This is a genomic window from Salipiger abyssi, assembly GCF_017311415.1.
Classification (GTDB): domain Bacteria; phylum Pseudomonadota; class Alphaproteobacteria; order Rhodobacterales; family Rhodobacteraceae; genus Salipiger; species Salipiger abyssi_A.
Window position 1 is genome coordinate 56,591 of the sequence record NZ_JAEKIS010000002.1, and the last position, 21,659, is coordinate 78,249.

General features: G+C 67.8%; 24 protein-coding genes. 6 read left to right on the forward strand and 18 right to left on the reverse strand.

Annotation, left to right across the window (positions count from 1 at the left end; genetic code table 11):
• Positions 1–59: 59 nt before the first annotated feature.
• A complete protein-coding gene (locus tag I6N89_RS03600; RefSeq protein ID WP_207016855.1) occupies positions 60–2,090 on the forward strand; it encodes a ComEC/Rec2 family competence protein in 2,031 nt (676 codons plus the stop codon).
• Here I6N89_RS03600 and lexA read toward each other — a convergent pair.
• The 7 genes from lexA to I6N89_RS03635 all read right to left on the reverse strand — a co-directional run bounded on the left by lexA (position 2,084) and on the right by I6N89_RS03635 (position 7,540).
• Positions 2,084–2,779 (reverse strand): transcriptional repressor LexA, encoded by a 696-nt coding sequence (gene lexA, locus I6N89_RS03605; protein ID WP_207016856.1) that lies wholly within the window; start codon positions 2,777–2,779, stop codon positions 2,084–2,086. The genes I6N89_RS03600 and lexA overlap by 7 nt on opposite strands.
• A gap of 83 nt (positions 2,780–2,862) precedes the next feature.
• Positions 2,863–4,029 (reverse strand): gephyrin-like molybdotransferase Glp, encoded by a 1,167-nt coding sequence (glp, locus tag I6N89_RS03610; RefSeq protein WP_207016857.1) that lies wholly within the window; start codon positions 4,027–4,029, stop codon positions 2,863–2,865.
• Positions 4,026–4,502: a cyclic pyranopterin monophosphate synthase MoaC gene (gene moaC / locus I6N89_RS03615; RefSeq protein WP_207016858.1), complete on the reverse strand. Its 477-nt coding sequence runs from the start codon at positions 4,500–4,502 to the stop codon at positions 4,026–4,028. The genes glp and moaC overlap by 4 nt, the downstream gene beginning before the upstream one ends.
• Positions 4,499–5,302 carry an indole-3-glycerol phosphate synthase TrpC gene (trpC, locus tag I6N89_RS03620; protein ID WP_207016859.1) on the reverse strand — a complete coding sequence of 268 codons (804 nt, stop codon included), beginning with the start codon at positions 5,300–5,302 and terminating at the stop codon, positions 4,499–4,501. The genes moaC and trpC overlap by 4 nt, the downstream gene beginning before the upstream one ends.
• Positions 5,299–5,943 carry a uracil-DNA glycosylase gene (locus I6N89_RS03625; protein ID WP_207016860.1) on the reverse strand — a complete coding sequence of 215 codons (645 nt, stop codon included), beginning with the start codon at positions 5,941–5,943 and terminating at the stop codon, positions 5,299–5,301. The genes trpC and I6N89_RS03625 overlap by 4 nt, the downstream gene beginning before the upstream one ends.
• Positions 5,940–6,962 carry an anthranilate phosphoribosyltransferase gene (gene trpD / locus I6N89_RS03630; protein WP_207016861.1) on the reverse strand — a complete coding sequence of 341 codons (1,023 nt, stop codon included), beginning with the start codon at positions 6,960–6,962 and terminating at the stop codon, positions 5,940–5,942. The genes I6N89_RS03625 and trpD overlap by 4 nt, the downstream gene beginning before the upstream one ends.
• A complete protein-coding gene (locus tag I6N89_RS03635) occupies positions 6,959–7,540 on the reverse strand; it encodes an anthranilate synthase component II (RefSeq protein ID WP_207017124.1) in 582 nt (193 codons plus the stop codon). Before I6N89_RS03635 ends, trpD begins: the two co-directional genes overlap by 4 nt.
• A 137-nt stretch (positions 7,541–7,677) precedes the next feature.
• Here I6N89_RS03635 and I6N89_RS03640 point away from each other — a divergent pair, with 137 nt between their 5' ends.
• Positions 7,678–9,213 carry a divergent polysaccharide deacetylase family protein gene (locus I6N89_RS03640; protein WP_207016862.1) on the forward strand — a complete coding sequence of 512 codons (1,536 nt, stop codon included), beginning with the start codon at positions 7,678–7,680 and terminating at the stop codon, positions 9,211–9,213.
• A 7-nt stretch (positions 9,214–9,220) separates the two neighbouring features.
• Here I6N89_RS03640 and I6N89_RS03645 read toward each other — a convergent pair whose 3' ends face one another.
• From I6N89_RS03645 to I6N89_RS03655, 3 genes are all read right to left on the reverse strand, one after another.
• Positions 9,221–9,865 carry a DUF1638 domain-containing protein gene (locus I6N89_RS03645; protein ID WP_207016863.1) on the reverse strand — a complete coding sequence of 215 codons (645 nt, stop codon included), beginning with the start codon at positions 9,863–9,865 and terminating at the stop codon, positions 9,221–9,223.
• Positions 9,849–10,022: a hypothetical protein gene (locus I6N89_RS03650; RefSeq protein ID WP_198039755.1), complete on the reverse strand. Its 174-nt coding sequence runs from the start codon at positions 10,020–10,022 to the stop codon at positions 9,849–9,851. The genes I6N89_RS03645 and I6N89_RS03650 overlap by 17 nt, the downstream gene beginning before the upstream one ends.
• Positions 10,023–10,211: 189 nt before the next feature.
• Positions 10,212–10,916 (reverse strand): corrinoid protein, encoded by a 705-nt coding sequence (locus I6N89_RS03655; RefSeq protein WP_207016864.1) that lies wholly within the window; start codon positions 10,914–10,916, stop codon positions 10,212–10,214.
• A gap of 163 nt (positions 10,917–11,079) precedes the next feature.
• Between I6N89_RS03655 and I6N89_RS03660 the strand changes: the two genes are divergently transcribed.
• Positions 11,080–12,165, forward strand: a complete 1,086-nt coding sequence (locus I6N89_RS03660) for a PA0069 family radical SAM protein (protein ID WP_207016865.1) — start codon at positions 11,080–11,082, stop codon at positions 12,163–12,165.
• Between the two features lie 67 nt (positions 12,166–12,232).
• Here the strand turns inward: I6N89_RS03660 and I6N89_RS03665 are convergent, their stop codons facing one another.
• The 7 genes from I6N89_RS03665 to I6N89_RS03695 all read right to left on the reverse strand — a co-directional run bounded on the left by I6N89_RS03665 (position 12,233) and on the right by I6N89_RS03695 (position 17,705).
• Positions 12,233–12,463, reverse strand: a complete 231-nt coding sequence (locus I6N89_RS03665; protein ID WP_207016866.1) for an N-(5'-phosphoribosyl)anthranilate isomerase — start codon at positions 12,461–12,463, stop codon at positions 12,233–12,235.
• 35 nt (positions 12,464–12,498) lie between these two features.
• On the reverse strand, positions 12,499–13,515 hold the full coding sequence (gene bmt, locus I6N89_RS03670) for a betaine--homocysteine S-methyltransferase (protein WP_207016867.1): 1,017 nt from the start codon (positions 13,513–13,515) through the stop codon (positions 12,499–12,501).
• A 135-nt stretch (positions 13,516–13,650) separates the two neighbouring features.
• Positions 13,651–14,718, reverse strand: coding sequence for a methyltetrahydrofolate cobalamin methyltransferase (locus tag I6N89_RS03675; protein ID WP_207016868.1), 1,068 nt, complete (start codon positions 14,716–14,718; stop codon positions 13,651–13,653).
• Positions 14,715–15,377 (reverse strand): HAD family hydrolase, encoded by a 663-nt coding sequence (locus I6N89_RS03680; protein WP_207016869.1) that lies wholly within the window; start codon positions 15,375–15,377, stop codon positions 14,715–14,717. The genes I6N89_RS03675 and I6N89_RS03680 overlap by 4 nt, the downstream gene beginning before the upstream one ends.
• 21 nt (positions 15,378–15,398) lie before the next feature.
• On the reverse strand, positions 15,399–16,322 hold the full coding sequence (locus I6N89_RS03685; RefSeq protein WP_207016870.1) for a methylenetetrahydrofolate reductase: 924 nt from the start codon (positions 16,320–16,322) through the stop codon (positions 15,399–15,401).
• A gap of 17 nt (positions 16,323–16,339) precedes the next feature.
• Entirely contained in the window at positions 16,340–16,648 is a 309-nt protein-coding gene (locus tag I6N89_RS03690) for a virulence factor (RefSeq protein ID WP_207016871.1), read from the reverse strand.
• Positions 16,649–16,793: 145 nt separating this feature from the next.
• On the reverse strand, positions 16,794–17,705 hold the full coding sequence (locus I6N89_RS03695; protein WP_207016872.1) for a hypothetical protein: 912 nt from the start codon (positions 17,703–17,705) through the stop codon (positions 16,794–16,796).
• A 146-nt stretch (positions 17,706–17,851) separates the two neighbouring features.
• On the opposite strand from I6N89_RS03695, the gene I6N89_RS03700 reads away from it, so the two are divergent.
• Positions 17,852–18,964 carry a Ppx/GppA phosphatase family protein gene (locus tag I6N89_RS03700; protein ID WP_207016873.1) on the forward strand — a complete coding sequence of 371 codons (1,113 nt, stop codon included), beginning with the start codon at positions 17,852–17,854 and terminating at the stop codon, positions 18,962–18,964.
• Between the two features lie 88 nt (positions 18,965–19,052).
• On the opposite strand, the gene ssb is transcribed toward I6N89_RS03700, so the two are convergent.
• Positions 19,053–19,565, reverse strand: coding sequence for a single-stranded DNA-binding protein (gene ssb, locus I6N89_RS03705; protein WP_207016874.1), 513 nt, complete (start codon positions 19,563–19,565; stop codon positions 19,053–19,055).
• A gap of 207 nt (positions 19,566–19,772) precedes the next feature.
• Between ssb and I6N89_RS03710 the strand changes: the two genes are divergently transcribed.
• Both I6N89_RS03710 and I6N89_RS03715 read left to right on the forward strand, forming a co-directional pair.
• Positions 19,773–20,390: a lytic transglycosylase domain-containing protein gene (locus I6N89_RS03710; RefSeq protein WP_207016875.1), complete on the forward strand. Its 618-nt coding sequence runs from the start codon at positions 19,773–19,775 to the stop codon at positions 20,388–20,390.
• A gap of 113 nt (positions 20,391–20,503) precedes the next feature.
• Complete coding sequence (locus I6N89_RS03715; RefSeq protein WP_207016876.1) at positions 20,504–21,652, forward strand: cytochrome-c peroxidase; 1,149 nt, start codon at positions 20,504–20,506, stop codon at positions 21,650–21,652.
• Positions 21,653–21,659: the final 7 nt, after the last annotated feature.

The following is a 21,659-nucleotide window of genomic DNA, read 5'->3' on the forward strand; positions in this document are numbered from 1 at the left end:
ACCATGGAGGGGGTAGCGTTTGCGGCGTTCCTTAACCAGCGGACGGGGCAGGGGCAAGTATGCGGCAGATCGCAGCATGGCTCGCGGCAGGGCTTATCCGGCAGCGCGGGCATCTGTTTTCCTGGGCGCCGGTGGCGCTCGGTGGCGGGATCGGCCTGTACTTTGCGCTGCCCGCAGAGCCGCCGGTCTGGGGGCTGGTGCTGGCGGGCGGGGTCGGGGCGGCCCTGCTGGCGCTGTCGCGGCGGCTGGGGGTGGGGCACGCGCCCCTGGCCGTCGCCGCAGGGCTGATCGCGCTGGGGCTGGCGCTGGCCGGCGCGCGGGCGCATCTGCTGGCCGGGCCGCAGCTCGGCTTTCGCTATTACGGCCCGATCGAGGGGCGCATCACCGCCATCGACCGCTCTGCCTCGGACGCGCTGCGCCTCACGCTCGACCGGGTGGTGCTGGAGCGCATGGCGCCCGACGACACACCGACGCGCGTGCGCGTCTCGCTGCATGGCACACAGGGCTTTCACACACCGTTTCCCGGCGAGACGGTGATCCTGACCGGCCATCTCTCGCCGCCCGGCGGCGCGGTAGAGCCCGGCGGCTTCGATTTCCGCCGTCACGCCTGGTTTCTGCGGCTGGGCGCGGTCGGCTACACCCGCACGCCGCTGCTGCTTCTGGAGCCCGCACAGGGCGGCCAGCATGTGCTGCGCGCCCGCATGTGGCTCTCGGCGCGGGTGCAGGCGAAACTGCCTGGCGAGGCCGGCGCCTTTGCCGCCGCGATCATGACCGGCGACCGCTCCGGCATCGGACAGGAGGCGCTGGACGCGCTGCGCCACAGCAATCTGGCGCATCTTCTGGCGATCTCGGGCCTGCATATGGGGCTGCTCGCGGGCTTCGTCTTTTCCGCCACGCGGCTGGGCCTGCTGCTGCACCCGGTGAGCCGGCATTTCTGGCCGGGAAAAAAGCTCGCCGCCGGCGTCGCACTGGTCGCCGCTGCCGGCTATCTGGCGCTCTCGGGCGGCAATGTGGCGACAGAGCGCGCCTTTGTCATGGTGGCGGTGATGCTGATGGCGGTGATCTTCGACCGCCGGGCGCTGTCGCTGCGCGCCGTGGCGCTGGCGGCGCTGATCGTGCTGCTGCTGCGCCCCGAAGCGCTGCTCGGCCCGGGCTTTCAGATGTCCTTTGCCGCCACCGTCGCGCTGGTGAGCGTCTTCGGCCTCTTGCGCCGGCTCGCCATCGAGCGCCGGGCGCCGGGCTGGGCACGGCCCGTCATGGCGCTGGTGGTCTCCTCGGTCACCGCGTCGCTCGCCACCGCGCCCGTCGCCATGGCGCATTTCAACCTGCTGTCGCATTACGGGCTGGCCGCAAACCTTGCGGCGGTGCCGCTGATGGGCCTGCTGGTGGTGCCGATGGCGGTGGTGGCGGCACTGCTCATGCCGCTTGGGCTCGACGGGCTGGCGCTGGCGGTGATGCGTCCCGGGCTCGACTGGATCCTCGCGGTGGCGCGCACCGTCTCGGGATGGGAGGGGTCGCTCGGCCATATCGTCGCGCCGGGACCCTTGGTGTTGCCGCTGCTGGCGCTCGGCGGGCTCACGCTCTGCCTCTGGCAGGGGCGCGGCCGCTGGGCGGGGCTGGCCCCCATGGCGCTGGCAGCGGGGCTCTGGAGCCTCGCCGTGCGGCCCGACATCCTGATTGCCGATACCGGCACGCTGGTGGGCGCCATGACCGAGCGTGGCCGGGCGCTCTCGCGAGAAAGCGGGTCGGGGTTTCTCGCCGGGGTCTGGCTGGAGAATGACGGGCAGGCGGGCGGGCAGGAACAGGCCGCAGCGCTCTGGCCCGGCGGGCGCGAGAACCGCACTGCGCGGATCTCGCTGGCGGGGCTGCGCCTGACCCATCTTCAGGGCAAGCGCGCGGCGGGCGGTTTTTCCGGCTGCGACGAGCCAGAGCTGGTGGTCTCCAGCGTCGATCTGCCGGCGATGCCCGGCTGCGACATCTACGATCCGAAACGCCTGCGCGGCACCGGCGCCGTGGCGATCTGGCTGGAGCCCGAGGGGCCGCGCGTGCTAACCGCCGCAGGACGGCGGCTCTGGCACGGCACTCAATAGGTGCGGATCAGCCCGACAAGCTTGCCCTGCACCTTGACGGCGCCTACAGGCAGCACGCGCGGCTCATAGGCCGCATTGGCGGCCTCCAGTACGATCATCTCGCCCTTGCGGCGAAAGCGCTTCAGCGTCGCCTCATAGCCCTCGACCTGCGCAACCACGATATCGCCGGCCTCCGCAGAGGAGGTTTCGCGGATGATCACCACATCGCCATCGTTGATCCCGGCCTCGATCATGGAATCGCCTTTGACTTCAAGCGCATAGTGGCGGGCATTGCTGGAGAGCATGGCGCCGGGCACGGCGATGTTGGGCGGGTTGTCGGCAATGGACTGGATCGGTTCGCCGGCAGCGATGCGGCCCAGAAGCGGCAGTTCCAGCGCCTCGATGGACGAGACCGGCTGCGCGTTGCCGGGGCGCCTGTCGGGCCGGTCCCCGTCGATCACCTGAGGCGCAAATCCCGAGGGCTTGCCGCCCAAGCTTTCCGGCAGATTCACGATCTCGATGGCGCGCGCCCTGTGCGCCAGCCGGCGGATGAAGCCGCGCTCTTCCAGCGCGGTGATCAGCCGGTGAATGCCAGATTTGGAGCGCAGATCCAGCGCCTCCTTCATCTCGTCAAAACTGGGCGGCACGCCGTCGCGCTGCATCCGCTTGTTGATGAAATCGAGTAGATCGAGCTGTTTCTTGGTCAGCATGCGCGCCGCTCCCCGCCGGTTTATCTCCCTTTTGTTCTACGCATGTTCTCTTTTTGTGTCAACATGCTGGGGATAATTCCGGATCAGATGCGCACGATCTCCACCAGTTCGCCGGCGGCGCGGGCCGGATCGTTCGGCGGGCGGACAACCAGCGCATCCGCGGCGCCGAGCACGCTTAGGAGCGAGCTGTCCTGGCGCTCGAAAACGCTGACACCGGCAGTGCCGAGCCGGGCACGCATGTAATGTTCGCGAGGGCCGTTTGCGGGGATGGCGCGGGCAAGCGGCAGGCTTTCGCGCGGCGCGGGTTCGCTGCCCAGCCCAAGCATGGCGCGGATCACAGGCGCCATGAAGATATGCCCGCAAACCATTGCGGATACGGGATTTCCCGGAAGTCCGAGCATCATCGCATCACCTAGGCGGCCCGACATGAGCGGCTTGCCCGGGCGCATGGCAACTTTGTAAAACGCGCGCTCCAGCCCGAGATCGCCCGCCACCTTTGCAACCAGATCGCGGTCGCCCACGGAGGCGCCGCCGATGGTGATCACCAGATCCGCGTCATCGGCCAGCCCCAGCACCGTCTGCAACGAGGCTTCGCTGTCGCGCGCGATGGGCAGGAGACGCGGCTCGGCGCCCAGTTCCTGCAACAGCGCGTGGAGGCCGAAGGTGTTCGAGGCGATGATCTGGTCAGGGCCGGGCGTCTCTCCCGGCATCACAAGCTCGTCGCCGGTGGAGATCAGCGCCACCTTCGGGCGCCGCGCGACGGGCACCTGCGCGATGTTCATCGCGGCCAGCAGAGCGATGTCCTGCGGCGTGAGGCGGCGCGGGGCGGAGACGGTCTCGCCGACGCGGAAATCATTGCCGTAGGGGCGGATATTGTCGCCACTGCCAAGCCGGTCTGTGATCAGAATCTCGTCGCCATCGCGGTCGACATCCTCCTGAATGACAACGGTTTTTACCCCGTCCGGCACCGGCGCGCCGGTGAAGATACGCACCGCCTCGCCAGGGCCGACCGTGCCGGCGAAACGCTCTCCGGCGGCAGCTTCGCCGATGACGCGCAGGCGCATGCCCGGCGCGGCCTCGGTCACGCCATAGCCATCCATGGCGGAGGCGGCGAAAGGCGGCTGGTCGCGCTGCGCGGTGACGGGGCGGGCAAGCACGCGCTCGGCGGCCTGCCGGAGCGGCACCTCTTCGGCCTCCAGCGGTGTCACCAGAGCGAAAAGCCGGTCGAGCGCTTCGGATACAGAGATCATGTTGCCTCGTACCGGCCTGATTTTCCACCGTCTTTCAGGGTTACGCGGATGCCGCCAATCTCCATCGCCTTATCCACCGCCTTGGCCATGTCATAGACCGTGAGCGCCGCGGTGGAGACTGCCGTCAGCGCCTCCATCTCGACACCGGTCTGGCCGGTGGTCTTGACCGTCGCCTCGATGCGCAGCCCGGGCAGCGCGGCGTCGGGGATCAGCTCGACCGAAACCTTGGTGACAGGCAGCGGGTGGCAGAGCGGGATCAGCTCGGGCGTCTTCTTGGCGCCCATGATGCCCGCAAGCCGGGCGACGCTGATGACATCACCCTTCTTGGCGCGGCCTTCGGTAATGATCTCAAAGGTTTCCGGCGCCATCTTCACCCAACCCTCGGCGGTGGCGATGCGCGCGGTCACGGCTTTGTCGGAGACATCGACCATATGCGCGTCGCCCTTGGCGTCGAAATGGCTGAGCCCGCTCATGCCGCCACCGGATCCCTGAGCAGCGCGCGGGTGGCGGCCTCGACATCGGCCTGCCGCATCAGGCTCTCGCCGATGAGGAAGGTGCGGGCGCCGCAAGCGGCCATATCGGCAAGATCGGCGGGGGTATTGAGCCCGCTTTCGGAGATCAGCAGACGCGCGCTCGGCACGGATTTGGAAAGCTCGCGCGTTGTCTCAAGAGTGGTCTCGAAGGTTTTGAGATTGCGGTTATTTATCCCGATGAGCGGCGATTTGAGTTCGAGCGCGCGGTCCAGCTCGGCGGCGTCATGCACCTCGATCAGCGCGTCCATGCCCCAGCCGAAAGCGGCGTCTTCGAGTTCCGCCGCCTGCGCGTCGGAGACGCTGGCCATGATGATCAGGATACAGTCTGCCCCGAGCGCGCGTGCCTCCGCGACCTGGTAGGTGTCGTACATGAAATCCTTGCGCAGCGCTGGCAGCGCCGTGGCCGCGCGTGCCTCGGTCAGAAAGGATTTTGCGCCCTGAAAGGAGGGGGTATCGGTCAGCACCGAGAGGCAGGTGGCCCCACCCAACTCATAGGCGCGGGCCAGCGTCGCGGGGTGAAAATCCTCTCGGATCAAGCCCTTGGAGGGCGAGGCTTTCTTGACCTCGGCGATCAGGCCGTAGCCGCTGGCCGATGCCTCGCGCAGCGCCTTGGCGAAGGGGCGCACCGGCGTGGCGGCGCGCGCCTCGGTCTCGACCTCCGCCAGCGGTTTCGCGGCTTTGTCTGCGGCGATCTCTTCCAGCTTGTAGGCCTTGATCTTGTCGAGGATCGTCTGGGTCATGGCGTCGTCCAGTTTATCGGCGTGTCGCCCCTTGCAATAAGCCACTCGTTGACGCGGGAAAAGGGGCGCGATCCGAAAAAGCCGCGCCGGGCGGAGAGCGGCGATGGATGGGCGGAGCGCAGGATCAGGTGATCCGGCCCGTGGATATGTTTGGCAAAGCCCTGCGCATGGTTGCCCCAGAGGATGAAGGCGCGGGGCTGTTCGGAAAGGCTTTCGATCACTTGCGCGGTGAGTTTCGACCAGCCGAGCCTGGCATGCGCACCGGCGCTGCCGGCGGGCACGGTGAGCGCGGTGTTGAGCAGCAGCACGCCTTGCGCCGCCCAGAAGCGTAGATCGCCATTCGGCGGGCAGGCGCCGAATTCCTCGTGCAACTCCTTGTAGATATTGCTCAGCGAGCGCGGCAGCGGGCGCACATCGGGCGCGACGGAAAAGGCCAGCCCATGGGCGTGGCCGGGGGTCGGGTAGGGATCCTGACCGAGGATCACCACGCGCACCGCCTCAGGCGCGCAGGCGTCGAGCGCGGCAAAGATCTGCGGTGCGGGCGGCAGGATCTGGCGCCCGTCCTCGGCCAGCGCGGCCTCGATACGCGGCAGATCCTGCGTGAAGAAGGGCAGATGCGCCCAGGCCGGCGGCGGGGTCATGCCGCCTGTTGCGTGGCCTCGGCCAGCGCCGCGACCTTGGCCTTTGCGGCGCCGCTGTCGATGCTCTGCGTGGCCATGGCGACGCCTTCGCGCAGATCGGCGGCCTTGCCCGCCACCACCAGCGCGGCGGCGGCGTTGAGCAGCACTGCATCGCGATAGGCGGTCTTGGCGCCATCGAGCAGGGCGCGGAAGGCCTCGGCGTTCTCGGCCGGAGTGCCGCCGACGATCTCCTCGAATGGGTGTTCGGGCAGGCCGGCATCCTCGGGGTGCAGCTCGACCTCGCGCACCGAGCCGTCCTCTTCCAGCGACGAGACCCAGCTCATGCCGGAAATCGCCAGCTCGTCGGTGCCGTCGGAGCCGTGCACCAGCCAGGCGCGTTCCGAGCCGAGCCGGCCCAGCGTCTCGGCCATGGGCCGCAGCAGGTCGCGGGAAAACGCGCCCGTAAGCTGGCGTTTCACCCCCGCCGGGTTGGTCAGCGGCCCGAGAATGTTGAAGATCGTGCGTGTGCCGAGCTCCATGCGTACCGGCGCCACATGTTTCATCGCCGGGTGATGCATCGGCGCCATCATGAAGCAGATGCCGACCTTGTCGAGAATCGGCGCGATGGCGCTGGCGGGCAGCATGACCTCGATGCCCATCTGCCCGAGCGCATCCGCCGCGCCGGATTTCGACGACAGGTTGCGGTTGCCGTGCTTGGCGACGGTGACGCCGGCGCCGGCCACCACAAAAGCCGCGGCGGTGGAGATGTTCAACGTGCCCTTGCCGTCGCCGCCGGTGCCGACGATGTCCATGGCGCCGGCGGGGGCGGCGACCGGGTTGCACTTGGCGCGCATCACGCCGGCGGCGGCGGCGTATTCGTCCACCGTTTCGCCGCGCGTGCGCAGGGCCATCAGCAGCCCGCCCATCTGCGCCGGGGTCGCTTCGCCGTCGAACAGCACTTCAAAGGCGGCCTCGGCCTCCTCGCCGGTCAGCGGACGGGTGGCGGCGGTGCCGATCAACGGCTTCAGGCGGTCGCTCATGCGGGGACTTTCATCGTATTCAGGAAGTTCTGGATCAGCGCGTGCCCATGCTCCGAGGCGATGCTCTCGGGGTGGAACTGCACACCGTGGATCGGCAGCTCACGGTGGCGCAGCCCCATGATGGTGCCGTCCTCGAGCCAGGCATTGACCTCCAGCGTCTCGGGCAGAGTATCGCGGTCGACCACCAGCGAGTGATAGCGCGTCGCGTCGAAAGGCGAGGGCAGGCCGGAGAACACGCCGGTGGCGTCGTGATGCACGCGGCCCATCTTGCCATGCACGATCTCGGAATGCTGCACGACCTTGCCGCCAAAGGCCTGGCCGATGGCCTGATGGCCGAGACAGACCCCGAAGAGCGGCGTGCGCGTCTCGGCGGCGGCCTCGGTCAGCGCCAGGCAGATTCCCGCCTGATCCGGATCGCAGGGCCCGGGGCTCAGCAGGATGCCCGCCGGTTTCATCGCCATGGCCTGCTGCACATCCAGCGCGTCGTTGCGCCAAACCTGCACGTCGACGCCCAGCTCGCCCACATAGTGCACGAGGTTGTAGGTAAAGCTGTCATAGTTGTCGATGAGCAGGAGCATGGTATTCTCGGGGCTGGAAGGCAGGTCGATCTCGGGGGTATACATGCGCCCGGATACGGTGCAGCGTCAAGGGCATGCGCCGCGGCAAAGGTCCGGAAAACGGGCCGCTGGGCAGTTGGCAGAGAAGGGCAGAGGCGATGGCACGAGGGTTTCTGGCAGGCGCGATCTGGGGCGTTGTGGTCTCGGCGGTCGGTGCCGGGGCGCTGTCGGTGGCGATGGGGCCGCCGGAGCGCAAGATTGCGCCGGTCGCGCCGGTGACCGAGGCGCCGCTTCCCGGGACGGAGGACGCTGACGCCGGAGACGGGGTGTCGGAGGCGGCGCCTGACGCGGACGCACCCGTATCAGAGCCCGTGCCGGAGGAAACCGGCGGGGAAGATATGGTGGCGGAAGAGGCCGCGCCCGAGCTGGAGAGCGAGGATTCGGTTGCGTTGAGCGACCCAGCGCCCGCGCCGGCCCCGATTGCGCCGTCGGAGACCGACACCGTTCTGAAACCCGAGGCTCCCGCCGGCATGGCAGAGGCGGAGGCCGAGCCCGACCCGGCGCTTCCCGAGGCGGACAACACGCCGCCACAGGCCGCGACCGAGCTCGACACGCCCGACGCGCCGGACGCGCCAGCCGATGCGGTGCCGGTCGCCGGTGCGGAGACCAGCGACAGCCCGCAGCGCGCGGACAGCGCGCAGCCGGATTCGCCGGCGCAGGAGGCGGCGCCGGAGGTGGAGACCAGCAGCGCCGAACCGCCGCTGCCCGCGCCCTTCGGGGAGCCAGATGAGGCCGCATCCGGGGAGCCCATGCCGGATGCCGCACCGGAGAGCGGCGCCGCGCCCAAGCCGCAGGTGACGCAGGCGGAGGACGCCGGCGAAGACGGTCAGCGTCCCGGCGTCGGCACGCCCGCCGGCTCGCTGATCGGTCGCGACGCGGTACCGACCGGGCGCCTGCCGAGCATCGCCAGCGCCGCGCCCGAGGGCGAGGCCGCGACGGCGGAGGGAGACGGTACTCCGCTGGAGCGCTTTGCCGCCGATCCCGGCGTGGTGCCCGACGGGCCGCGCATGGCGATTGTGCTCATCGACGATGGCAGCGGCCCGCTCGGGCCCGATACGGTGGGCGAATTCCCGTTTCCGGTGAGTTTCGCACTGACGCCCTCGCATCCTGACGCAGCGGCGACGGCAGCAGCCTATCGCGCCGGCGGATTCGAGGTGCTGACCATGGCCGGTGTGCCCGAGGGCGCGCGCGCCACCGATGTCGAGGTGTCGCTCGAAGGCGCGCTCGGCGCGGTGCCCGAAGCGATCGGCGTGCTTGAGGATCCGGACCGGGGGCTTCAAGCCTCGCGCGCGGTCTCGGAGCAGGCGGCGCAGTTCCTCCAAGCGTCGGGCCACGGGCTGGTGATGCTGCCCAAGGGGCTCAATACCGGCCAGGCGCTGGCGCAGCGCGAGGGCGTGCCGGCGGTGACGGTGTTCCGCGATTTCGACGGCGAGGGGCAGGATCCGCGCGTCATGCGCCGCTTTCTCGACCAGGCCGCCTTCAAGGCGCGGCAGGAGGGTGCGGTGGTGATGCTGGGACGGCTGCGCGCCGATACGGTCTCGGCATTGCTGCTCTGGGGGCTTCAGGACCGCGCCAGCAGCGTGGCGCTGGTGCCGGTTTCGCTAGTGCTGCAAGAGAGCGTCGCGGCGGAGTGACGCGCGCTCAGCGCCCATCGGCCCAGCGTGCCATGTGGGTTTCCAGGTCGCCGTAGCCGGTAAACCGGCGCTCGAAGCGCAGGCCCAGCCATGCCGCATGCGCCTCCGCAAGCGCGGTCAGCGCAGGATTGTCGGTCTGCGCCTGATAGACCAGCGTTTCGTAATTGCCGAAATACATCTCGCGCAGCTGCGGGTGGCGGTCGAGCCCGAGCGGCTTCCAGACGAAGGCGTCGAACTGGCGCACCAGGAAATCGGTGAGATAGAAGCTCGTCGGTTCGTCATATTGCGCGAAACGGTCGAGCCCCTCGTAGAAGGCATAGCAATGCGGGCCGGGCACCATCTCAACCCCCAGCGCGTCGCAGGCCGTCTGCAAGCGCCCGCCGGTGCCGCAATCGGCATAGACCACGCAGATGCGCGCATAATCGTTGCAATGCGCCTCGACCGCGTCGCGCACCGCATCGGTGATCTTTTCGGGGTGGTTGTGCAGGATCGCGGGCAGGCAGGTGAGATCGAGATGGTCCCAGCCGTACCGGTCGCGGAGCGCGAGAATTTCGCGGGCGAGGGCGCCGCAGGCAATCAGCAGGATACGGCCCGCACCGGAGGCGGCGAGGCCCCGATGCGTGAGCCCCGTATCGTCAGGCGTGCCCGTCATCCGCGGTGACCGGTGCCATGGCCCAGCGCAACACCAGCGCCAGAACCAGAAGCATCGGGATCACAGTACCGGCGCCCCAGGAGAGCAACGCCCAGATGGTCAGCCCGGCAAGCGCCAGAACCGCGATGATCAGGGTCACGAGATGTGTCACTGGCATTATCGACTCCTTTGCCCCACTGAAGATAGGGGCTTGGGGCTTGAGAATAAAGCCAAATCCCTGCCGATGGGTGAATTCCGCCGAATTTCGGCAAGATGATCGGGGCAAAAGGGCTCATTTCGAAGGCAGCCGGAGCGGGTGTGCACTGCGCTAGGGGCCGGCCATGACGACCGACCCGAGTGTGTCTTTTCAGCCGGCAGCGCGTTGGTTGTGGCGGCGCGCGATCAGGTCCTTGGCGGTCTCCACCGCCACGGCGGCGTCGCGGCAATACGCATCGGCACCAATGGCCTTGCCGAATTCCTCGTTGAGCGGAGCGCCGCCCACCAGGACCAGGTAATCCTCGCGAATGCCCTGTTCGACCATCGCGTCGATCACCACCTTCATATAGGGCATGGTGGTGGTCAGCAGTGCCGACATGCCGATGATGTCGGGCTTTTCCGCCGCCGCCGCCTCGATATAATTCTCCACCGGGTTGTTGATGCCGAGATCGACCACCTCGAAACCGGCGCCCTCCATCATCATGGCGACGAGGTTCTTGCCGATATCGTGGATGTCGCCCTTGACGGTGCCGATCACCATCTTGCCGATGGTCGGCGCGCCGGTTTCGGCCAGCAGCGGTTTCAGGATCGCCATGCCGCCCTTCATCGCATTGGCGGCGAGCAGCACCTCGGGCACGAAGAGGATGCCGTCGCGGAAATCGTGGCCAACGATGGTCATGCCGCCGACCAGCGCCTCGGTCAGGATGCGGTAGGGGGCCCAGCCGCGTTCGAGCAGGATATTCACAGCCTCCTCGATCTCGTCCTTCATACCGTCATAGAGATCGTCGAACATCTGTTCGACCAGCTCTTCGTCGTTCAGTTCGCTGAGGATGATGTCGTCTTCCTGATCGGACATGCGCGATTCCCTGCTGCTGTCGTGGCGTGCCACGGGGGATGATCCCCAAGTCCTGCGGCCTGATCCGCCTGCGCGCTTGAGTATTTGCGACACGCGCCGCGCCGCCTGCGACCTTGGCGCGCATGTCTTGCGAGTGTTCATGATATGTTCTAATATTTTCTTTATGACCGACAGCCCCCGATCCGTCGCGCCCGAGCACCGTCGCGCCCGTGGCGCCGCCAGCCGCGAAACCGGGCGGTTCGAACGGTTGCAGTATGAGGACACGCATGACGGATGGGAGATCGAGGAGGAACTGCCGCCGCTGCGCACCGAGATCCGCGAGGAGCGGCCGCGCAGCCTGATCAATTATGTGCGCTCGCCGGATCTGCCCTTCGACCGCACGATCAACCCCTATCGCGGCTGCGAGCATGGCTGCATCTACTGTTTCGCGCGGCCCAGCCACGCCTATCTCGGCCTGTCGCCCGGGCTCGATTTCGAAACCCGGCTGGTGGCGCGGCCGGAGGCGCCGCAAGTGCTCGAGCGCGAGCTGCGGGCGAAGCGCTACAAGGTGGCGCCGCTCGCCATCGGCACCAATACGGACCCCTACCAGCAGGCGGAGCGCGACCGGCGCATCATGCGCGGCTGCCTGGAGGTGCTGCGGGACTTCCGCCACCCGCTGGCCATCGTCACCAAGGGCGCGCTGGTGGAACGGGATATCGACATTCTGGGAGAGATGGCGGCAGAGGGGCTGGTGCGGGTCGGGATCTCGGTCACCACGCTGGATGCGGATCTGGCGCGAAAGATGGAGCCGCGCGCGCCCTCGCCGCGCCGGCGGCTGGCGGCAATCCGGCGCCTCAGCGCGGCGGGGATCCCGGTGCGGGTCATGGCTTCGCCCATCGTGCCGGCGCTGAGCGATCCCGAGCTGGAGCGCATACTGGAGGCCGGGGCAGAGGCGGGGGCGACGGCGGCGAGCTGGATCATGCTGCGGCTGCCGCTGGAAGTGGCGCCGCTCTGGCGCGCCTGGCTCGAGGAGCATTATCCGGGCCGCGCGGCGCGGGTGATGGCGCGGCTGCGCGAGATGCATGGCGGGCAGGACTATTCGGCGCGCTGGCATCACCGGATGCGCGGCGAGGGGCCTTATGCGGAGATCGTGGCGCAGCGTTTCGACAAGGCGGCGCGGCGGCTGGGGCTGGATGCGGAACAGCCGCGTCTGCGCTGCGATCTGTTCCGGGTGCCGGCGCGGGCGGGGGATCAGCTGAGCCTGTTCTGAGGGTCGCCAAATCTCTTCGAAGAGATTTGCAAATTCCTTCGAAGGAATTTGGTTCCGAGCACCGCCGTCAGCGCAGAATCCTCACCGTATCGCGGTTGCAGAAGACGATGATCTGCCCGGCATTCTCGACCGCGCGAAAGCCGCGCCGATCGAGCTCGGCCAGAAACCTCTCGCGCCCGACGATCCGCTCGATATCGCGGCTGTTGCGCCGCACGACACCGCCCGAGGCCGCCGCGCGCGAGGCGAAGAGATGGCCGAGCCAGCGGTCGGGGGAGATCGGAAGCGGCATGTCTGTCATGCCGCCAGCCTTGCACATGGATGGTAAAATAATTCTTACCCGCGACGCCGCCCCCGGCGCTCGCGTTTCGGCGCGCCGCTGGTATCGCCGGTGCCGTCGCTTTCCGAGCTGAACCCGCCCAGCGCTTCCGCCACGGTTTCCAGCGTCGGACGCGGGCCCTTGGGGCGGGTCTCCAGCGCGTGTCGCATGGCGCGCAGATGCTCCGGCATGGTGCCGCAGCAGCCGCCGATGATCCGCGCCCCGGCATCGCGCGCCAGCACCGCGTATTCCCCCATCAGTTCCGGCGTGCCGTTGTAGTGGATATGCCCGTCCTCGTAGCGCGGGATGCCGGCATTGCCCTTGGCGATGATCGGCCGTTCGGTGCCGGTGGCGGCAAAACCCAGCACCGTGCGCATCAGATCCGAAGCGCCGACGCCGCAATTGGCCCCGAAGGCGATGGGCGGGTTCGGCAGGGCCTCGACCAGATTCACAAACGCCTCCGAGGTCAGGCCCATCATCGTGCGCCCCGCCGTGTCGAAGCTCATGGTGCCGCACCAGGGCATGCCCACATTGGCAAAGGCCTCGGCGGCGGCGCGGAACTCCTCGGGTGCCGAGATCGTCTCGACCCAGAGCACATCGGCGCCGCCTTCCCTGAGCCCGGTGGCGGTCTCCTCGAACATCTCCACCGCAGCCTCGTGGCTGAGCGTGCCGACCGCGCCCATGATCTCGCCGGTGGGGCCGACCGAGCCCGCCACCACCACCTTGCGCCCGGCGGCATCGGCGACCTCGCGGCCCAGCTCGGCGGCCATGCGCGACAGCTCGCGGGCGCGGTGGGCGGCGTCGTGCAGCTTCAGCCGCGAGGCATTGGCGCCGAAACTGTTGGTCAGGAACAGATCCGAGCCCGCCTCCACCGCGTCGCGATAGAGCTTGCGGATGCGGTCGGGGTGATCCTCGTTCCAGAATTCCGGCGCATCGCCCGAGCTCAGCCCCATATTGAAGAGGTTGGTGCCGGTCGCCCCGTCGGCCATCAGCCAGTCGCGGGTGGAGAGCATCTCGGTCAGTGCGTCGGTCATCGTGTCTGCCTCTGGTCTGTTTTTCCGGCGCCGCCCGGGCGGGCCACGCCCAGCGCCGTCATACTGGCGCGGGTCTGAAGGAAAGGCAAAGACGGGGCGCAGATCCGCCCCGCCTCTGCGATCCTCTTGCTCTGCTCAGGCGCGGCGGCGGCGTCCACCGCCCCGGCGCCCGCCGCGACCGCCTGCCGCCGCCTCGCCGCCGGCCTCCAGCGCCTTGTTGAAGGCGATCCAGGCGCCGCCATGCGGATCCTGGTTGACCAGCAGGTTGGCAGCGCGGATCGCGGCCATTTCCGAGCCCGGTTTCGAGCGGGTGGAGCCCATGCCGAACAGCGTCACGAAGGTCTCGTCATCCATGTCCTCGGGCAGGATCACGCCTGCCGCCGCAACCTCTTCGCGCTTGGCGGCGATCTTGCTCTGGGCGACGGGCAGGGCGACCGGGTTCATGATCGCCGAGGTCATGCCGGCGCCGATGGCCATGGGCAGGAAGGCGTTGTTGACGCCGTGCCGGTTGGGCAGGCCGAAGGAGATGTTCGACGCGCCACAGGTGGTGTTCACCCCCAGCTCCTCGCGCAGGCGGCGCACCAGGGCAAAGACCTGCTGGCCGGCAGTCGCCATGGCGCCGATGGGCATCACCAGCGGGTCGACCACGATGTCATGCGCGGGAATGCCGAAATCGGCGGCGCGCTCGACGATCTTTTTCGACACGGCAAAGCGCACATCGGGATCTTCGGAAATGCCGGTGTCGTCGTTGGAGATCGCCACCACCGGCACATTGTATTTCTTGACCAGCGGCAGCACCAGCTCCAGCCGCTCTTCCTCGCCGGTGACCGAGTTCAGCAGCGGGCGGCCATTGGCGGCCTCGAGCCCCGCCTCCAGCGCGCCGGGCACCGAGCTGTCGATGCAGAGCGGCACATCCACGAGCCCCTGCACCAGCTCGACGATGGAGCGCATCAGCGGCGGTTCGGTCTCGTTCGGGTTGGGGTTGGAGTTGTAGACCACGCCCGCATTGATATCGAGCACGCCGGCCCCGGCGGCGACCTGCGCCAGCGCGTCCTTTTCCACGGTCGAGAAATCGCCGGCCTCAAGCTCGGCGGCGAGTTTCTTGCGGCCGGTGGGATTGATGCGCTCGCCGATCACGCAGAACGGCTCGTCAAAGCCGATGGTGACGGTCTTGGTCTGGGACTCGAGAACGGTCCTGGTCATGATGTGGTCTCTCCCTCAATACGTGCCAGAAGCCCCGGCAGCGCGTCATCCCTGAAATCGGTGATCGTGGTCTTTGCGCCCGCCTCGCGCAGCCGGTCGGGCGCCAGCCCCGAGCAGATGCCGATGGCGAAGGCGCCGGAGCGCGACGCGGCGCGCATGCCGCTCTGGCTGTCCTCGAAGGCGATGCAATCCTGCGGGCGCACGCCCAGCCGCCGCATCGCTTCGAGATAAGGCTCCGGATCGGGCTTGCCGCGCGCGCATTCGTCGCCGATCACGAGCACGTCGAAATAGGCGTCGAGCCCGATGGCGCGCAGCATATGCTCGGCATTGTCGCGCGGCGCATTGGTCACCACCGCCACCGCCCAGCCCTCGCGCGCCGCCCGGTCGAGCAGCTCTTTCGCGCCGGGCATCGGCGGCGTGCCGGGGCTCAGTCGGGCGCGAAACCGCGCCTCCTTTTCGGCGGCCAGCGCCTGCGCGTCCTCGCCCGGAAAGAGCTGCGGAAAAATCTCGGCATTATGCGCGCCATGGATCTTCCGGTGATAGATCTCTTCGGAATAGGGCAGGCCACGCTCGGCAAAGAACTCGCCGAACACCGCGATATGCAGCGGATCGGAGACCAGCAGCGTGCCGTCGAGATCGAAGAGGAGCGCCCTGGTCATGCCCGTCCCGCTGCCCGCCGCTCAGACCGCGCGCGCGGCGGGCAGGGTGGAGGCGCCGCCGTGATCCGATGCCCAGGTTGCACAGGACTTGATCCCGCCGAGCGGGAAGAGATGCGCCTGCTCGATCGGGAAATCCGGATCGGCGGCCTTCTTCGCGGCGAGCTCGGCGGCGAGGTCGGTGGGCTCATAGGGCAGCAGCAGCTTGCCGACATCGAGCGCGCGTTTCTGGAGCACGCGCAGCGACGGGCCGACTCCGCAGGCGACGGCGAATTTGATCAGCGTCTGAAGCTTGGCGGGGCCGGCGAGCCCGATATGGATCGGCAGGGTCACGCCCGCGTCGCGCAGCCGCTGGCCCCAGGCGAGGATCGGCTCGGCCTCGAAGGCAAATTGCGTCACCAGCGCCATGCGCGCATCGCTGCGCTCGGAGAAGTCCTGTTTCCAGCGCGCCGCCTGCATGACGGTGTCGTCGCCACCATCGGGGTCGATATCGCGGTTACCCTCGGGGTGGCCGGCCACATGCAGCCGGTCAAAGCCGGCCTTGTCGAAAAGCCCGGTCTCCAGCAACTGCATGGAGGAGTGGAAATCGCCCCTGGGGGTATCGACGCCGCCGGCGAGGATCAGCCCCTGATGCACGCCGGCCTCGCCCTGATAGCGGGCGATCCAGTCGGCCAGCATCGCTTTGTCCGAGATGATGCGGGCGGGGAAATGCGGCATGACCTCAAAGCCTTCGCCGGCCAGACGTCTTGCGGTGTCGACCATCTCCTCGATGGGCGTGCCGTCGATATGCGCGATATAAACCCGGGTGCCCCGGGGCAGGAGGGCGCGGAAATCCTCGACCTTGGCGGCGGTGCGCGGCATCACCTCGATGGAATAGCCCGCGAGGAAGCTTTCCAGCGAGGTACCGGGCACGGCCGGTTTCGGTTTGCGGAAATTCAGAAGGGCCATCCAGCGGTTCCTTATGCTCATCTCGGGGCGTGCGCCCAACCGTCATTGCCGATCAGGGCCTTCAGCCGGTCCCGATCATACTCAGTGTCGATCCGTGCGGCCTCGGCCTCGGCCAGCGCCTGCGGATCGCCCTCCGCCGAAACGGGATCGCCCTTGCGCCATTCGGCGAGATAGGCGTCGGTGTCCGACGCGCCCACCTTCATCGCCACGCGGTCGATCGCCTGCTCGAACCGTTCGGGCAGCGCGGCCTTGGCGCCCCGGCGCCCGCGGCCGACGATGACCTGCGCCGGGATATCGCGCCAGTAAACGATGGTGACCTCGGGCATAAGCTGCGATTCCCCTGATCCGGTCTCTCCTGTTTAGCCGCGACGCGCACGGTGGCGGGGACGGATTTCGACATTGCAGGCGCGGAGAGCGACAGTCGGGCCGGCCGCATTCGGACAATTCGCGGGATAGAGGTTTACAGTCGGTTCAACGGCCCTGCGCGGCAGTCGCGTACAGGGTCACCCCGGGCATGCGCGCGATGCGGTCGAGATCCTCGGCATAGCGCGCGCGCTGCGCCGCAAGCAGCGCCTCGGGCAGATCGATGAAGGGGCGCGGGGCTGTCTTGTCCGCATGCGCCGCCAGCAGTGTCGCCAGCTCCGCGCGGTCGGGCGAGCGCCCCGCCTTATGCGCCTCGACCAGCGCGAAACAGGCGGCATCGTTTGCGCTGTGGTTGATCCGGCGTTCCGGCACGTCCCAGCCCCCGTGCGGCAGTTCGGGAAGCAGCGCCGAGAGGATCTCGGGTCGGGCGGGGCGGGCTTCGTGGCGCAGGATCACGATCTCCTCTGGGTCCAGCGCGGCACGGATGTCGGCGACAAGCTCGGGCCAGCCGCGCCGCGCCGGCCACATCGCAGCGGCGTAGTGCTCGAAAGGTTTCAGCAGCCGGAATTCGAGCCGTTTGCGATAGACCGAAATCGCGTGACTTTCATAGCTGCGCAACACCAGTACAACGCGGCGCACGGGCTGTGTAAGCTGCTGCCTGAGAAGGGCGAGCCGGGGCTGAGCGTGGGAATAGGGGGCCACGCCGAACGCGGCGTTAAGCGCGCCGATCAGGTTTTCCTCGGAGATCAGCACCGGTTGCGGCGCGTTGAGCCCGTTGCGGCGGACGGTCCGGGCAAGCTTGCGCCCATGCGCCGCCATCGCCTCTGTGCCGAAATCGCGCGGCGGTGGCAGTTTCAGACGCAGGGTTTCCGGCCCGGTGCCGTCGCGATTGGAGAATTTCGCCCGCACGCCGGCCGCGCCGAGCGTCGCGAGATTCGCCGCCAGGAAATCCTGAAATGCGCCGGTGCCGGTACGGTGCAGACCGAGATGGAGATAGAGGCCGGGTCTCGGATCGCTCATGGCGGGCTTTCGGCAAGGGGCGGGTGGCGCAAAGCCTAGCCGCTGGGCGCCGTGGCGGCAAGCGACGCAGGTGCAGCTCGGACTTGCGCGCCACCGCCGCCGGACGTATCGTGGAGACAACTTAAAATTCGGAAAGGCGCACGGAAATGGCGCCCAGGCGTCCCAGAGGTGCGGGCGCTTTCCCGAAGCCGGTAGAGAGCCCCGCGCCGCAACCGCCCGATCCAAATGCGCTCTACGCTGCGTTGGATCTGGGTACGAACAGTTGCCGCATGTTGATTGCCCAACCAAAGGGCAGTCAGTTCCATGTGGTTGATTCGTTTTCGAAATCCGTTCAGCTCGGGCATGGCCTGGAGCGGAGCGGGCGTCTATCGCGTGCCTCGATGACACGCACCATTGGCGCGTTGCGGGTCTGTCAGCAAAAGATCAAGCGTCACAATGTGGTGCATATGCGGCTGGTGGCGACAGAGGCCTGCCGCCGGGCACAGAACGCGCGCGACTTCATCCGGCAGGTACGGCGCGAGACCGGGCTCTCGCTTGAAATCATTCAGCCCGAGGAGGAGGCGCGGCTTGCGGTGATCTCCTGCGCGCCCCTTGTCTCTACCAAGACCGAACAGCTTCTCGTCGTGGATATCGGCGGCGGCTCGACCGAGCTGGTCTGGATCGATCTGTCGAGCGTGCCCCGGCGCGACCGTCCTGCGGCGATCATGCGGCTGCATGCCGGGTTTCACCCGCCGGAAAGCCCGTTTCCGGCGGCCAAGGTGGTCGACTGGATCTCGGTGCCGCTGGGGGTGGCGACGCTGCGCGATCAGTTCTCGGATGTCGAGGACGACGCCGCGCGCTACGCGCTGATGAGCTGGTTCTTCGAGGAGCAGCTGTCGGAATTCGCGCCCTACAAGGATGTGCAGGCGCGCGAGGGCTTCCAGATCGTCGGCACCAGCGGCACGGTCACCACGGTGGCGGCCTCGCATCTCGGGCTGCGGCGCTACGACCGCACCAAAGTGGATGGGCTGCGCATGTCCTCGGACCAGATCGAGGCGGTGATTCAGCGCTATCTCGACATGGGGCCGGCGGGGCGGCGGCGCGATCCGCGCATCGGTCAGGACCGTCAGGCGCTGATCATGTCGGGTGCGGCGATCCTTCAGGCGCTGCTGCGGCTCTGGCCAACAGACCGGCTCTCGGTCGCCGACCGCGGGCTGCGCGAGGGTCTGCTTTATGCCCAGATGTCCGCACATGGCGTGCTTGAGGACGGGCCGCTCTGAGCCTTTCCGGAGCATGTCAGGCAAAAGAAAAGGCCCGGGCTCCATGGAGAGCGCCGGGCCATTCTTATCTCGCCGGAGCGTGCGTGGCTCAGAACGGGATCTCATCGTCGAGATCGCGCGAGGGCGCGCGCGACGGGCCGGACCCGCCGCCGCCCGAATAATCGTCGCGACCGCCGCCATAACCGCCGCCGCTGCCGCCACCGCTGTAACCGCCGCCCGAGCCGCCGAAATCGCCGCCGCCACCGCCGCTGCGGCTGTCGAGCAGCGTCAGCTCGCCGCGATAGGGGCGCAGCACAACCTCGGTGCTGTAGCGGTCCTGACCGGACTGGTCCTGCCATTTGCGCGTTTCGAGCTGGCCTTCGAGATAAACCTTGGAGCCCTTGCGCAGATATTGCTCTGCGATGCGCGCCAGCGGCTCCGAGAAGATCGCCACCTGATGCCACTCGGTGCGTTCGCGCCGTTCGCCGGTGTTGCGGTCTTTCCAGTTTTCAGAGGTGGCGATGCGCAGGTTGCAGACCTTGCCGCCATTCTGGAAGGTGCGCACCTCCGGGTCCGCGCCCAGATTGCCCACCAGGATCACCTTGTTCACAGAGCCGGCCATGTCATCCTCGCTGTCTCGTCCGATTCTTTCCCCGCAGGGTTTCGACGAGCCTTACACAGCCCCGTCCCGCTGCGCCACCGCATCCTGCCGGAAACTTGATTAACAAGCGGTAAGCGACGGATCGCCCGCAGTTCGGGCAAAGGCTGGCACATTTCTGCTCAGCCTGTATAGTCGCGCCCAGGGAAAAGGGACGGGACTAGGTCACTCATGCGAGTTCTGCAACGTCATGCGCTGCCGGCACTGCTGTGCGCCGGGATCTTTGCCACGGCCGCACAGGCAGATACGCTCTCAACGAAGAACCGGGTCAAATTGTTCCGCAAGCAGACCAGCGTTCTCGATACGCGCGCTTCGGAACAGTATCGCAGCTCGGTGCGGCTTCAGCCGCCTTCTGTGGTCACGCCGACGAAATGGGGCCCGATGGGTGGCGACGAGGGCCGTGCGCCGGTCTATCGCGGGCGCTATGATGGGCCCTATGCCGATATGGCCCGGGTCGCGGCGCGGCGCCATGGCGTGCCCGAGGATCTCTTTTTGCGGCTGGTGAAGCAGGAATCGAATTTCAACCCGCGCGCAAAATCCCACAAGGGCGCCATCGGGCTGGCACAGCTCATGCCCTTCACCGCCCGTCAGCTCGGGGTGAATCCCAACGATCCGGCGCAGAATCTCGAAGGCGGGGCGCGCTATCTCAAGGCGCAATATACCAAATTCGGCTCCTGGCGGCTGGCACTCGCCGCCTATAACGCGGGGCCGGGCGCGGTCGAGAAACATGGCGGCGTGCCGCCTTATCGCGAGACCCGGAACTACGTGAAAATTATCTGGGGCAGCTGAGGCAGCGACCCGGCGCTTCACGATTTCCGACAAAAACTCTCTGGAAAATTGACCCAGGTCAAGGAGAGGTATAGGAACGCGTGCATTCTTGCTCCCGACTTGGAGACGCATGCATGAAACCCGCCCCGATCCTCAGCCTCGCCGTTCTTGCCGCGCTTACCGCCGGGCTCAGCGCCACGGCGCTGCGCTCGACCGAGCCGGGGCCGCCGCAGAGCATCGAGGCGCTTGGCGAGGCGCTGTTCTTCGACACCGACCTCTCGGCCAACCGCACCCAGAGCTGCGCCACCTGTCACGATCCGTCCTTTGCCTTTGCCGATCCGCGCGGCGCCGCCTCGACCGGCGATGACGGCAGCTCTTTCGGCGACCGCAACGCGCCCACCGCCACCTATGCCGCTTATGCGCCCGCCTTCGGGCAGGATGAGGACGGGCAGTGGATGGGCGGGCTCTTTCACGACGGGCGTGCCGCCACGCTTGAGGATCAGGCCGGCGGGCCGCCGCTCAATCCGATCGAGATGGGCATGGCCGACAAGGGCGCGGTGCTGGCGCGGCTGCGCGAAAAGCCTGCATACCAGGCGGCGTTTCCGGCGCTCTTCGGCGAGGGCGTGCTGGAGGATGAAGAGGCCGCCTATGACGCCATGACCCGCGCCATCGCGGCCTATGAGCGGCAGCCGGAATTTGCCGCCTTCGATTCGAAATACGACCGGTTCCTGCGCGGCGAGGCCGAGCTGACGCAGCAGGAAGAGCTGGGGCGGCTGCTGTTCTTTTCGCAGCAATTCACCAACTGCAATCTGTGCCACCAGTTGCGCCGCAGCGCCATCGACCCGGAAGAGACGTTCTCCGATTACCATTATTACAATCTCGGCGTGCCGGAGAACACCGATCTGCGCGCGCTCAACGGGGTCGAGGCCGCCGATGCCGGGCTGCGCGCCAATCCCGGGGTGGAGGACAGGCCCGAGACGGCGGGGCGCTACCGCACGCCGACGCTGCGCAACGTCGCGGTGACGGGGCCTTACATGCATAACGGCGTCTTCGAGGATCTGCGCACGGTGATCCTGTTCTACAACAGCTACAACACCCGCAACGAGGCGCGGAAGATCAATCCGGAGACCGGAGAGCCCTTTGCCGCGCCGGAGATCGCCGAGAACATCGCCATGGAGGAGCTCACCGAGGGGCCGGCGCTCGACGACAAGCGCATCGACGCGCTGGTGGCGTTTCTCGAAACGCTGACGGATGCGCGCTATGAGGGGCTGCTGGAGGAGTAAGGTACCG